13 protein-coding genes are annotated in these 13,079 nt (G+C 70.9%); 6 read left to right on the top strand and 7 right to left on the bottom strand.

Translation table 11 applies throughout. From position 1 onward, the window contains the following. Positions 1 to 186 precede the first annotated feature (186 nt). Positions 187 to 2,001, top strand: a complete 1,815-nt coding sequence (locus tag F0344_RS15900; RefSeq protein ID WP_185299430.1) for a bifunctional metallophosphatase/5'-nucleotidase — start codon at positions 187 to 189, stop codon at positions 1,999 to 2,001. A 214-nt stretch (positions 2,002 to 2,215) separates the two neighbouring features. On the opposite strand, the gene F0344_RS15895 is transcribed toward F0344_RS15900, so the two are convergent. The 7 genes from F0344_RS15895 to F0344_RS15865 form a co-directional block, all read right to left on the bottom strand. Further along, on the bottom strand, positions 2,216 to 3,394 hold the full coding sequence (locus tag F0344_RS15895; RefSeq protein WP_374940082.1) for an IS701 family transposase: 1,179 nt from the start codon (positions 3,392 to 3,394) through the stop codon (positions 2,216 to 2,218). Positions 3,395 to 3,460: 66 nt separating this feature from the next. Then, positions 3,461 to 4,870, bottom strand: a complete 1,410-nt coding sequence (locus F0344_RS15890) for a sensor histidine kinase (RefSeq protein WP_185299429.1) — start codon at positions 4,868 to 4,870, stop codon at positions 3,461 to 3,463. Next, a complete protein-coding gene (locus F0344_RS15885; RefSeq protein ID WP_185299428.1) occupies positions 4,867 to 5,598 on the bottom strand; it encodes a response regulator transcription factor in 732 nt (243 codons plus the stop codon). Before F0344_RS15885 ends, F0344_RS15890 begins: the two co-directional genes overlap by 4 nt. Before the next feature lie 42 nt (positions 5,599 to 5,640). Beyond that, on the bottom strand, positions 5,641 to 5,844 hold the full coding sequence (locus F0344_RS15880) for a hypothetical protein (RefSeq protein WP_185299427.1): 204 nt from the start codon (positions 5,842 to 5,844) through the stop codon (positions 5,641 to 5,643). A gap of 37 nt (positions 5,845 to 5,881) precedes the next feature. Continuing rightward, entirely contained in the window at positions 5,882 to 6,982 is a 1,101-nt protein-coding gene (locus F0344_RS15875) for a S1C family serine protease (protein WP_185299426.1), read from the bottom strand. A 110-nt stretch (positions 6,983 to 7,092) separates the two neighbouring features. Next, positions 7,093 to 8,136: a LacI family DNA-binding transcriptional regulator gene (locus F0344_RS15870; protein ID WP_185299425.1), complete on the bottom strand. Its 1,044-nt coding sequence runs from the start codon at positions 8,134 to 8,136 to the stop codon at positions 7,093 to 7,095. 24 nt (positions 8,137 to 8,160) lie between these two features. Next, on the bottom strand, positions 8,161 to 8,967 hold the full coding sequence (locus F0344_RS15865) for a response regulator transcription factor (protein WP_185299424.1): 807 nt from the start codon (positions 8,965 to 8,967) through the stop codon (positions 8,161 to 8,163). Positions 8,968 to 9,229: 262 nt separating this feature from the next. Between F0344_RS15865 and F0344_RS15860 the strand changes: the two genes are divergently transcribed. The 5 genes from F0344_RS15860 (at position 9,230) to F0344_RS36830 (ending at position 13,057) form a co-directional block, all read left to right on the top strand. Next, entirely contained in the window at positions 9,230 to 10,156 is a 927-nt protein-coding gene (locus F0344_RS15860; protein ID WP_185299423.1) for an alpha/beta hydrolase, read from the top strand. 56 nt (positions 10,157 to 10,212) lie between these two features. Next, positions 10,213 to 10,467 carry a MoaD/ThiS family protein gene (locus tag F0344_RS15855; RefSeq protein ID WP_185299422.1) on the top strand — a complete coding sequence of 85 codons (255 nt, stop codon included), beginning with the start codon at positions 10,213 to 10,215 and terminating at the stop codon, positions 10,465 to 10,467. A 10-nt stretch (positions 10,468 to 10,477) separates the two neighbouring features. Beyond that, positions 10,478 to 11,755, top strand: coding sequence for a hypothetical protein (locus F0344_RS15850; RefSeq protein WP_185299421.1), 1,278 nt, complete (start codon positions 10,478 to 10,480; stop codon positions 11,753 to 11,755). A 183-nt stretch (positions 11,756 to 11,938) separates the two neighbouring features. After that, a complete protein-coding gene (locus F0344_RS15845) occupies positions 11,939 to 12,628 on the top strand; it encodes an LmeA family phospholipid-binding protein (RefSeq protein WP_185299420.1) in 690 nt (229 codons plus the stop codon). Positions 12,629 to 12,976: 348 nt separating this feature from the next. After that, positions 12,977 to 13,057 carry a putative leader peptide gene (locus F0344_RS36830; protein WP_350310325.1) on the top strand — a complete coding sequence of 27 codons (81 nt, stop codon included), beginning with the start codon at positions 12,977 to 12,979 and terminating at the stop codon, positions 13,055 to 13,057. Positions 13,058 to 13,079: the final 22 nt, after the last annotated feature.

Raw genomic sequence — 13,079 nt, 5'->3', positions numbered from 1 at the left:
CGTTTCTGCCCGGGTCTGTGCGCCGAAGGGGGGATGTGCGGCAGTTGGTCCGTGAACCGACCGGGAAGCAACCCGGTCGTAACCCGAAAGCCCTGTCGCGCTACGCGCGTTGACTCTAGGCTGCGTCGAAAAGTCTTCACCTGTTCCACCTCTCCCAAACCCTCCCGCTGAACTCAAAGGGGACCGATGTCAGCGACTTCGCAGAAGAACCGGGCGTCCCGGCGGGTACTCGCCGCCGCGGCCGGCCTTGCCACGGTCGGCGCACTCGTCGCCGCGATGCCCGCCGGGGCCGATGACCGCGGCGCGGACCGCCACGCGTCCGGGCGCACCGTCGACGTGCAACTGCTCTCCTTCAACGACCTGCACGGCAACCTTGAGCCGCCCGCCGGATCGGCCGGCTCGGTCACCGAGAAGCAGGCCGACGGCACGACGAAGGCCGTCCCGGCCGGTGGCGTCGAGTACCTGGCGACCTCGCTGCGCACTGCGCGCGAGGGCCACCCGTACTCCGTCACCGCGGCCGGCGGCGACATGGTCGGCGCGAGCCCGCTGCTCTCCGGTCTCTTCCACGACGAGCCCACCATCGAGGCGCTCAACGGGCTCGACCTCGATGTGTCGGCGGTCGGCAACCACGAGTTCGACGAGGGCGCCACCGAGCTCGGCCGCCTCCAGAACGGCGGCTGCCACCCGGCCGAGGGCTGCTACGAGCCCGGCAAGACCTTCGAGGGCGCCGACTTCCCGTACCTCGCGGCCAACGTGACGAACGAGAAGACCGGCAAGCCGATCCTCAAGCCGTACACGGTCTGGAAGAAGAACGGCGTCAAGATCGGCTTCATCGGAGTGACCCTGGAGGGCACCCCGAACATCGTCACGGCCAACGGCGTCAAGGGCCTGAAGTTCCACGACGAGATAGAGACGGTCAACAAGTACGCCAAGGAACTGGACCGCCAGGGCGTCAGGTCCATCGTCGCGCTGATCCACGAGGGGGGCGCGCCCGCCTCCACCGCGTACAACTACGACTGCGACAGCCCCGGCGCCGGTGACGGCATCTCCGGTCCGATCGTCGACATCGCCAAGGGCATCACGCCGAAGGTGGACGCCCTGGTCACGGGCCACACCCACCAGGCGTACGTCTGCACCGTCCCGGACCCCGCGGGCAAGCCGCGCATGGTCACCTCGGCCTCGTCGTTCGGCAAGATCTACACGGACACGACCCTCACGTACGACCGCCGTACCAAGGACATCGTCCGTACGTCGGTGAAGTCGGTGACGTCGACGAATCACGTCGTCCACCGGGACCAGGCCAAGGCCACCGACATGACGGCCCTGATCGCCCGCTGGAACACCCTCGCGGCGCCGATCTCCAACCGGCCGCAGGGCTTCATCTCCGCCGACATCAACGGGCGCGGCTCCACCGCCCCCGAGAAGCCGCTCGGCAATCTGATCGCCGACGCGCAGCTGGAGGGCCTGGCCCCGGCGGACAAGGGCGGGGCGCAGATCGCCTTCATGAACCCGGGCGGTATCCGCTCGGACCTCGTCCACGCGGCGTCCGGCAGTGAGGGCGACGGTGTGGTGACGTACGGCGAGGCGTTCACCGTCCAGCCGTTCACCAACATGATGAATGTCGTCGACCTGACCGGTGCGCAGCTCATCACCGCGCTTCAGCAGCAGGTCAGCGGCTCCAACGCGGCGTCCCCGAAGATCCTTCAGATCTCCAGGGGCCTCACGTACACGCTGGACATGACCAAGGCCGGTGCGGACCGTGTGGTCGCCGACAGTGTGAAGCTGAACGGTGCGGCCATCGACCCGGCCGCCTCCTATCGTGTCGCGATGAACGAGTTCCTCGCGGGCGGCGGCGACGGCTTCGCGGCCCTCGGCCAGGGCACGGACAAGCTGGTCGGCGCCTCCGACCTGGACCTGTTCAACGCCTACCTGGCGGCGCACTCCACGGCCGCCGCGCCGCTGGCCCCGCCGGCCACGGACCGGATCACGGTCATCAAGTAGTCCGCGGTACGCGTACGTGTGGGGCGGTGGGCCGATCGAGGCCCACCGCCCCACACCGCTGTCACGACCTAGTACTGCAACCGCATCTGGAGAATGTGGCCTCGGCGTTTGTAGTGGGAGCGGCGGGCACGGGCCTGGCTGCGTCGTCGGAAGCGTGACCAGTGCAGATGGTGCTCGTTGTTGTGGCAGTGGCGCGTGACGACGACGTGGCCCATCAGTCGGCGGATCTCCGGGACGCTGAGGGGTATGAGGTCTTGCTCGTCGTCGAGAGTGCCCCTTTTGTGGCTTCTGTGGCGCGGATGGCGGTCAGGTAGGCAAGGGCGGCCATCGCCAGGGTGATGTGGCGGTACCAGGCCCGGTAGAGCCGTACCTGGTAGTGGTCCAGGCCGCACTCTCCCTTCGCGGTCTGGAAGCACTCCTCCACCGCCCACCTCGCGGCAGCCACTTTGACCAGGTCTTTCAGTCGGGAGGCGACCGGGCCGTAACAGACGTAGTAGGCGATCTCGCTCGGGTCGCTGACGCTGCGTCGGGCCAGCACCCAGTGCCCGAAGCCGTTTTCCCAGGACGGGCGGATCGCGACACGCGCCCAGTCGTAGATCCGCTCACCGTGCGCGCCGGCCCCGCCGGAGATCCGTTTCCACCGCTGGCGGGGCAGCGCGGCCACCAGCTGGTCCACCCGCGCGTCCGCCCCCTGCGCGGTGATCACGGTGTCGTTGACCTTCGTGGCCAGCACATGCGCGACCCGACGTTCCTCCAGCCACACTCGCAGGTGCTTGACCTGCCCGTATGCCTCGTCAGCGGTGACCCACGCGAATGGGACACCCGCGTCGATGGCGCGTTGCAGCATCCACTTGAAGTGCTCGTTCTTGGTCGCAAAGGGGACCTCGTCGTCGATCCCGGCCGCGCGGCAGCGGTCACGGTCATCCGTCCAGGAGACGGGGATGTAGAGCTCGCGGTCGATCAACGCCCGCCCCCTGGCGGAGGCGTAGGCCAGGAAGGTTCCGATCTGGCTGTTCTCCGTGCGGCCGGCTGTGCCGGTGTACTGACGCTGGACACCGGCGGACTTGGTGCCCTTCTTCAGGAAGCCGGTGTCGTCGCCGATCAGCACCGCATCCTTGGCACCGATGGTCTCCACGACGAAGTCCCGCACATCGTCGCGGACCGCGTTCTCGTCCCAGTCGGAGTGGTTGAGCAGGCGCTGGACGCCGTCGGGGCGCAACTGCCCGACCTGCTCCGACAGCGTCCACCCGTTCTTCTTCTCAAGCGGCGCGAGCAACCCGTTCAGGTAGTCCGACGCCCGCTCGCGGGGCTCCGACCTGCCAAAACGGTGGGCGAACCGAGCATGGAACCCGGCTATCCCCTCGGACCACGACTCGACCTGCTCAACCGTCAACGATTCATCGCACAGTCGGAACAACGAGCCAATCCAGCACCAGTCACGGCAGATGCGGTTGCAGTACTAGAGCCCGGGCGGCGGCTGCGGGGCGCCCGGGAGCCGGATCGACGCCTCCGTGCCCTCGCCGCCGGGCGCCGGGCGCAGCGAGATCTCGCCGCCCGCCTGCTGGACCGTACGCGCCACGATGGACAGACCGAGGCCCGAACCGGGGAGCTGGCGGGCCGACGGGGAGCGCCAGAAGCGCTCGAAGACGTGCGGGAGTTCTTCGGCGGGAATTCCGGGGCCGTGGTCCCTGACGGTCAGTTCGCCCCGGTGCAGGGTGACGTCGACGGTGCCGCCCGGTGGGCTGAACTTCACCGCGTTGTCCAGGACGTTGACGACCGCGCGCTCCAGCGCGGCAGGTTCCGCCCGTACGTACCAGGGCGCCAGCTCTTCCGTGATCCTCAGCTCGGGACCGCGCAGCCGGGCCCGCCGCAGGGCGGTGCGGGTGACCTCGTGCAGCGCGACGACCTGGAGGGGGCCGGGCTGCGCGGCGTCGGGGCGGGCCAGCTCCTGGAGGTCGCCGATGAGGGCGGCCAGCTCGGTCATCTGCGCCTTGACCGAGGTCATCAGCGCCTTGCGGTCGTCGGGCGGGATGGCCCGGCCGGTCTCGTCGCTGCGGGCGAGCAGCTCGACGTTCGTACGGAGCGAGGTGAGCGGGGTGCGCAGCTCGTGGCCGGCGTCCGCGATGAGCTGCGACTGCCGGTCGCGGGAGCTGGCCAGCGAGGCGGTCATGGAGTTGAAGGACCGGGACAGGCGCGCGATCTCGTCCTCGCCCTCGACGGGGATGCGGACGGTGAGGTCCTCGGTGCGGGCGACGTGCTCCACGGCCTCGGTGAGCTCGTCGACGGGTCGCAGGCCGGAGCGGGCGATCCAGAGGCCCGCGGCGCCGGCACCGAGGACGCCGATGCCGGAGACGATGAGGAGCACGAGCGCCAGTTCGTTGAGGGGGTCGGTGACCTGATCCATGGGCATCGCGACGGACACGGCCAGGCCGGGCTGGGTCTCTCGCGGGGGAGGCGAGGTGTAGACGCGCATCTCCGTGCCGTCCTCGGCCTCCGTGGTGTGGACGGCGTCACCGCGTACTCCGGCGGCGACGGCACGGTCGGCGGTCTGGACGGGAATCAAGGACTTGTCCGGCTGGGTGCAGGGGTCGGTGCCCGTCGCGGACACCAGTTGGATGGTGTACGGAGTCAGCAGGCGGAAGTCGTCCGGCAGCCGGTTGGTGCAGTTCAGCTGGAGCAGCCGGACCGTTTCGGCGTTGGGCCTCACCTGGCTCAGGCTCGTGTCGAGCTGTTCGGTGAGCCGGTCGCGGGTGGTCACCCAGCAGGCGAGGGCGACCGCTGCCACCGCCACCGCCACGGCCGTGGCGACCAGCAGCGCGAGCCGTGAGCGCAGCGCCAGCGCACGGATGCGGCGCAAGGGACCTCTCACCCCTCCCCACCCCCCGACCGCAGCGCGTACCCCACGCCCCGGACCGTGTGGACCAGGCGGGGTTCGCCGCCCGCTTCCGTCTTGCGGCGCAGGTACATCACGTACACGTCCAGGGAGTTGGAGCTCGGTTCGAAGTCGAAGCCCCAGACCGCCTTGAGGATCTGCTCGCGGGTCAGTACCTGCCGCGGGTGGGCCAGGAACATCTCCAGGAGCGTGAACTCGGTGCGGGTCAGCTCGACGCGGCGGGTGCCGCGCGTGACCTCGCGGGTGGTCAGGTCCATCCGCAGATCGGCGAAGGAGAGCACGTCGTTTTCGGGGACGTCGCCGCCCGCGGCCGCCGCGTACGAACTGCGGCGCAGCAGGGCGCGGATGCGGGCGAACAGCTCGTCCAGCTCGAAGGGCTTGACCAGGTAGTCGTCCGCGCCCGCGTCGAGGCCGGTGACCCTGTCCCCGACCGTGTCGCGGGCCGTCAGCATCAGGATGGGCGTGGTGGCGCCGGTGGACCGGATGCGGCGGGCGGCGGTGAGGCCGTCCATGCGCGGCATCTGGATGTCCAGGACGATCAGGTCGGGGGCGTACGCCTCCGCCTTGGCGAGGGCGTCGTACCCGTCGACGGCGACCTCGGTGCCGTATCCCTCGAACGCGAGACTGCGTTGCAGGGCCTCGCGCACGGCGGGCTCGTCGTCGACGATCAGGATGCGCTGCGGATCGTCTTCGGCGGGGCTCATCGCTGGTCGTCCTCTTCTCGGTCCGGTCTCATCGGGGTGCTGTCAGCCTCGCACGGCGGTGGCGCGGCGGCGTGCGGCGCGGCGCTTGTGGCCGGTGGGGTCCGAGGTGGCGCTGATCTCGTGGGGGCGGCGCGCGGGTGCCGTACGAGCGGCCATGGCGGTGGCGAGCGCGAGCGGCAGGGCGAGACCGGCCGGACCGGTGGCGGAGTCGTCGGAGTCGCCGGGGCTGTCGGAGCTGTCGGACATGTCGGCCTCCTCGGCCTGTGGACGTGTGGTGCCGTGGTCAGGAGCCGTTGCCCGCCCGCAGGGTGTCGAGGTCGGCCTTGACCGTGTCGATGGGGATGGCGAAGCCGAGGCCCACGCTGCCCGCGGCGGAACTGCCCGAGGAGCCGGCCGAACTCGGTGAGTACATCGCGGAGTTGATGCCGATGATCTCGCCCTTCATGTTGATCAGCGCACCGCCGGAGTTGCCCGGGTTGAGGGAGGCGTCGGTCTGGAGCGCCTTGTACGTGGTCTTCGACGTGCCCGTGTCGCCGTTGAACTGCTGCCCGCCGAACTCGAACGGCCAGTCCCCGCCGCCCTGCTGCCGCTCCTGGCCCGGGTCCTCGGTGGACTTGGCGACGGTGACGTCGCGGTCGAGGGCCGACACGATGCCGCTGGTGACGGTGCCGGTCAGGCCCTCGGGGGAGCCGATCGCCACGACCTGGTCGCCGACCTTCACCCCGGAGGAATCGCCGAGCGAGGCCGTCTTCAGCCCGCTCGCGCCCTGGAGCTTGATCAGCGCGAGATCCTTGTCGGGGTCGGTGCCGACGACATCGGCGGTGTACTTCTTGCCGGTGCTGAGCGTGACCTCGATCTCCGAGGCGCCGGAGATGACGTGGTTGTTGGTGATGATCTCGCCGTCGGACGTGATCACGACACCGGAGCCGGTGGACTCGCCGGACGTCGATGCCGCGCCGATCTCGACGATCGCGGGCGACACGGCCGCCGCGACACCGGAGACCGTGCCGGCGCTGCTCTGCGAGACGGTCGTGCCCTGCACGACGCCACCGGAGCCGGAACTGTCCGTGCCGTTGCCCGTGAGCTCACCGACGAGGGCCGCGCTGCCTCCGCCGACCACCGACGCCGCGATCGCCACGGCCGCCAGCAGCGCGACCGGGCGCTTGGCGCGGCGTGCGGGCCTCGACGGTTCGGGGGCGGGATGCGGCGGCGGGTAGCCACCGGGGCCACCGGCATCGCCGCCGCCGGGCCACACCGTGGTGCCCGGGCCCGCGGCGACCGGCCGCGCGGGCTCGTACGGGGGCGGCGGCGGGTAGGCCGCTTCGCCGTTGCCGTACGAGGGATACGTCGGGTACTCGCCGCTCGGGCGGTGGCTCTCAGTCATGTACACGAGCCTGTCGCCCGAACATGAGAGCAGGCTGAGGGTGTCCTGAGAAGCCCGGCAGAACCCTGTATGCCCCATGTAAGGACAGGCGCGACGGGCTGCCCGAAGACCTACGGAGCCTTGACCGTCGGCTCCCCGCACCCGCACGAGCGCCGGACCACCAGCGCCGAGGGGAACTGCTTCAGCCGCTCCCGGCGCGAGCCGGCCACCCGCAGCGAGTCGTCGAGCACCAGGTCCACGGCCGCCCGCGCCATCGCCGGACGGTCGGAGGAGACCGTCGTCAGCGGAGGATCGGTGAGCGCCGCCTCCTTCACGTCGTCGAAGCCCGCCACCGCCAGTTCACCCGGCACGTCGATACGCAGCTCGCGCGCCGCCCGGAGCACACCGATGGCCTGGTCGTCCGTGGAGCAGAAGATCGCCGGGGGCCTGTCGGGGCCGGCCAGCAGCCGCAGGGCCGCCTGGTAGGCGTCGTAACGGTTGTACGGGGCCTGGAAGAGCCGGCCCTCCGTGGACCGGCCGGACTCGTGCATCGCCCTGCGCCAGCCCTCGACGTGGTCGGCCACCGGGTCACCGACCGAGGGGGTCTGCTCCGTGCCGCCGAGGCACGCCACGTACGCGTTGCCGTGTTCCAGCAGGTGACGGGTGGCGAGCTGGGCGCCGCCGACGTCATCCGTGACGACCGCGACGTCGTCGATCGCCTCGGGCCGCTCGTGGAGCAGCACCACACGGGCGTCCCAGGCCTCGATCTCGGCCGCGGCCCGCTCGCTGGGGCCCTGGCTGACGAGGATCAGGCCGGAGACCCGCATACCGAGGAACGCGCGCAGGTAGTGGACCTCGCGCTCGTCCCGGTAGTCGGAGTTGCCGACGAGGACCATCTTCCCTCGTTCGGACGCGGCTTGTTCGACCGCGTGCGCCATCTCCGCGAAGAACGGCTGACGGGCGTCCGGCACGATCATGCCTATGAGGTCGGTCCGCCGCGAGGCCATCGCCTGGGCGACCCGGTCGGGCCGGTAGCCCAGCTCCTTGATCGCGGCGAGTACCCGCTCGCGCGTGGCCGGGGCAACCGGCCTCGGTCCGTTGTTGATGACGTAACTGACGACCGCGGTCGACGTTCCCGCCAGTCTCGCCACATCGTCCCGCGTCACCTTGGCCACACGCGGCAGTCTACGCGGATGGACCTACCTCGCGGCAGGCCGGACCGGGGCTTCTTCCGTGACCTCGGACTCCTCCGGCTGCTCCGAACGGGTTACGGGTTCCGGGGTGCTCCGTACCGAGGTCTGCGCCCTCGGCTCCTCGGCCGCGGCCCGCTCCACCTTCTCCGGTGCGACGAAGCGGTAGCCGACGTTGCGGACCGTGCCGATCAGCGACTCGTGCTCGGGGCCGAGCTTGGCACGCAGCCGGCGGACATGGACGTCGACCGTCCGCGTACCGCCGAAGTAGTCGTATCCCCAGACCTCCTGGAGCAGCTGGGCACGGGTGAAGACCCGGCCCGGGTGCTGGGCCAGGTACTTGAGCAGTTCGAATTCCTTGAAGGTGAGGTCGAGGACCCGGCCCTTCAGTTTCGCGCTGTAGGTCGCCTCGTCCACCGAAAGATCGCCGTTACGGATCTCCATCGGGGAATCGTCGGAGACGATCTGCTGACGTCCGGTCGCCAGCCGCAGCCGGGCCTCGACCTCGGCAGGGCCCGCGGTGTCCAGCAGGACGTCGTCGATGCCCCAGTCCGCGGTGACCGCCGCGAGGCCGCCCTCCGTCACGACGAGAATCAGCGGACAGCCGGGTCCGGTGGACCGCAGCAGCTGACAGAGCGAGCGCACCTGCGGAAGGTCGCGGCGGCCGTCGATCAGGATGACGTCGGCACCAGGGGTGTCGACGAGAGCGGGTCCTTCGGCGGGGGCGACCCGCACGCTGTGCAGCAGTAGGCCGAGGGCGGGAAGCACCTCCGTCGACGGCTGGAGCGCATTGGTCAGAAGCAGCAGTGAACTCATCGCCGCCCACCTGCCTGGGTCGTCGGTCGATCGTGCACGGTTCGCTCGCCCATTACGTCAGTCCTCCTCGTTCCCTGCGAGAGGGGCACTCCCGGGTCGGACCCGGGGGAGTAGTGCGGCACTGCTTCGTACGAATCACTGGTGCGGCCCCGCGCCCTGAGGTCGCTGAGCTTGTTGAAACGTCGCCGTAACAACGCGTGAAAAGCACAAAAGGACCCGGGGGCTGCATTGCCCGAGTCCTCTTCGAAGGAGAATAACCCACATGTGTTCTGTCTCCGAGGGTCGGATTCCGAGTTCTTCTGTTCGCTTGATCACGCGGGCTCCCCTGCGCACGACGTTGCGCACGGATGACGGGACCCGGATCGAGGCGGTGTTCGAACCGTGTACGGCGGGTGCCTATCCCCTGTCCGACGGGGCGGGCGCCGGTACGGCGATCGTCGTCGCGCACGGTTTCACCGGCGCGGCCGACCGGCCCGCGGTACGCCGTGCCGCGCGGGTGTTCGCGCAGCGTGCGGCCGTGATCACGTTCTCCTTCCGGGGGCACGGGAGGTCCGGCGGGGTGTCGACCGTGGGGGACCGCGAGGTCCAGGACCTGGCCGCCGCGGTTGCCTGGGCGCGGTCACTGGGGCATGAGCGGGTCGTGACGGTCGGGTTTTCCATGGGCGGTTCCGTGGTCCTGCGGCATGCCGCGCTGTATACGGCGCAGTCGGCGCCCGCGCGTACGGCACCCCTCCCGGTGGGGCCGGACCCCGCACTCGGAGGCATTGCAGCGCGCAAGGGGCGCACGGAGGCGCGAACTGCGGCGCACACGGACGCGGTGGTCTCCGTGAGCGCCCCCGCGCGGTGGTACTACCGGGGTACGGCTCCGATGCGCCGCCTGCACTGGGTCGTCACCCGCCCGGCGGGCCGGCTCGTCGGCCGATACGGATTCGTCACCCGGATCGACCGCGGGGACTGGGACCCGGTGCCGCTCTCGCCGGTCGCCGCTGTCCCGCTGATCGCACCGGCCCCGCTGCTGATCGTCCATGGTGACCAGGACGCCTACTTCCCGCTGGACCACCCCCGGATGCTGGCCGAGGCCGCCGGGAGCGGCGCCGAACTGTGGATCGAGCGCGGCATGGGCCATGCGGAGAACGCGGCCGACGACGACGTGCTCACCCGCATCGCCGCCTGGACGGCCGCGCGGTGACCGATGATGGACAGCTGACGGACGAGGAAGCCGACGCACGAGGGAGAGGTGGAGCCATGGCAGCGGGAACGATCCGCTACTGGGCCGCGGCCAAGGCCGCCGCGGGGACCGCGGAGGAACCGTACGCGGCGACGACGCTCGCCGAGGCGCTCGACGCGGTGCGCGAACGGCACCCGGGCGAACTGACCCGCGTACTGCAAAGGTGTTCGTTCCTCATCGACGGGGACCCCGTCGGGACCCGTGGCCATGAGACCGTACGGCTTGCCGAGGGCGGCACGGTCGAGGTGCTCCCGCCGTTCGCAGGAGGGTGAACCGCAGACCATGAACAGCAGCGATCAGCAGTATCCGTACGGGCGGCCGTACGACGCGTACGGAGACCCCGGCGCCCCGCCGCAGCCACCGGCCGATCCGTACGCGGGTCAGCCGTACGAAGGACAGCCGTACGAAGGACAGCCGTACCAGGATCAGCCGCACGCGGACCCGTACGCCGGGCAGTACGCCGACCCGGCCCCCGCGTTCGGGCCCGAGCAGCCGTACGGTGACCCCGGCGCCGCTCCGTACGACCCCCGGTCCGCCTGGCCGACGCACCAGGCGCAGCAGCCCCTGCCCGTGCCGCCGGAGGACCACGGCCACGCCGGCCAGGGGGCGGCGCAGACGTGGCAGGGGCAGACCTGGGACACCCGGTACCAGCCGGCCGTGCGGCAGCATCCGCCGCAGCAGTCGCCGTCGGGTTCGTATCCGCTGCCTCCCGAGACGCCCGTCGCCCCCGCTGCCCCCGCCGCTCCGGGGCCGGAGCGTGAGGCAGCCACCTACAGCGCGCCCTCCATCGCGGGCAACGCCCGGATCACCGATGCCCAGCGGGCCCGCGCCGAGGGCCGCTCGCCGGTCATCGCGCCGGGGATGCAGCCGGCCGGCCTCACCGCGGCCCTCGGGCTGCTGGTCGCGCTGGGTGCGTCGATCGGGCCGTACGCCCTGCTCGTACCGCTCGTCCTGCTCCAGGCGGTGACGGCCGCCGGATGGTTCAGGCTCAACGGCATGTGGCCCGCCCGGCAGGGCATCGCGCTCGCCTTCATGGGCGGCGTCGCCGCCGATGTCGCCCTGCTCGCCGCGGGCCGTGAGAACGCCGCTGCGGCGCTCCTGGGCACGCTCGGTGTCTGGGTGCTGCTCACCCTGGTCCTCCAGTTGCGCAGCCACGCGGGCGCCGACGAGCGGATGTACGGGCTGATGGCCACGGTCGTGTCGGCGGCCCTCGCCGTCCTCGCGGCCGGACATCTGGCGTCCGTCCCGGACGCGGTGACCGTGGGCGGTGTCGCCGTGGCCACCGCCGTGCTCGCCAGGGCGCTTCCGCTGCCGGGTGCCGCCTCGGTCGTCGTGGCGCTGCTCGCGTCCGCCGGTGCGGGTGTCGCGATGGGCGGGTTCACGGACTTCGGCTCCCGGGCGGCGTTCCTCGGGCTCGCGGCCGGCGGCTGTGCGCTGGTCGGGCTGCGGGTGGCGAGCTACGACTACCCGTCGCGGTTCGTACACATGACGGCAGGGGTGGCGCTGCCGCTGACGGCCGCGGCCCCCGCCGTCTTCCTGATCGGCCGCGCGCTCGCCTGACGTTCGTCCCGCCTCCTCCCGAGTCCCCCTGCCTGACGTGTCTTCGTCGCTTTCCGGCCGTTCGCCGCGGCCGGGGGGAACCGGGTGGCTGCCCTGTTCGTCGATCACCACGGGCCTGCCGCGCAGTCGCAGTAGGCTCACACGCACCGGGGGTCCGAGCGCTCACGTGGGGGAGGAACAGGCATGCGTGCACTGCGGATACTGCTGATCGTGGCGGTGGTTCTGGGCGGCGTCTTCGTAGCGGTCGACCGCGCCGCGGTGTATTTCGCCGAGTCCGAGGCCGAGGGACGGGTGCGGCTCAGCGGCGCCGAGGCGGGCTCGACGGAGGTCTCGATCAAGGGCTTCCCGTTCCTGACCCAGGTGGCCGGATCGGAGCTCGGCCAGGTCGACGTCAAGCTGACCGGCATCCAGGCGAGCGCGGCCGGCCGCACGCTCCGCATCAGTGAGATCAGGGCCCAGCTCCACCAGGTGACCCTCGGCGAGGGCTACACCAGCGCGACGGCCGCCCGTGCCACGGGTACGGCCGTCGTCTCGTACGACGACCTCACCGAGGCCGCCGACAAGGACGTCACCGTGGCCTACGGCGGCAACGGCAAGGTGAAGGTCACCGGCGCGACAAGCGTCCTCGGCCGAACCCTTTCGCGCAGCGTTCTCTCGACCGTCACGCTGGTCGACGGCGACACCATCCGGGTCCACGCGGACGAGGTCCCGGGCGAGGGCATCCCGGGCCTTGAGGGTCTGGTCCGGCAGAAGACGGACTTCGAGCGCAAGATCGGCGGCCTGCCGGACGGCATGGAGCTGGACAGGATCGAGGTCACCGAGGGCGGTCTGGAGATCTCGGTGAAGGGCGCGGACGTCGCACTCGCCGGTTAGGTCCTGTCCTGCGGCCCTGTCCTGCGGCCCTGCCCTGCTGTCCTGTCGGCAGCCTTTCCGGCGGATCTGGGCCAGGCGATGCCCGACGCAGGCCTGGCCGACCCCGGAGTGACCCGGGTCAGAGGGACCGGGCCCGCGCCCCCATACCGCCGCAGAACCTCTCGCACCCCTCTCGTCCGCATATTGAGACAGGCTTGTCCGCCCTTCGGCCCGCTCAGGTGTGCGGCCCTTCTGGTGACGACGCCGCGGTGGGCGGGTTGCGGCTCGCATCTCGCATCGCGGACGATCGCGTCTCATCATCCGACACGACGGTGACATCTCCACCCGTACCTCCCTACGATCGGACACATGAAGCGACAGGCGGATCTCACGAAGCGGCGGGCAGTAGACCTGTGCCGCGTCGCCGCCATGCTCTGTCGCACCTTCTGAGCGGGATCGCCTCCCGTTTCCC

Origin of the sequence: Streptomyces finlayi, from assembly GCF_014216315.1 — a bacterium.
Lineage (GTDB): Bacteria > Actinomycetota > Actinomycetes > Streptomycetales > Streptomycetaceae > Streptomyces > Streptomyces finlayi_A.
This window is presented reverse-complemented; position numbering and strand designations above follow the sequence as displayed.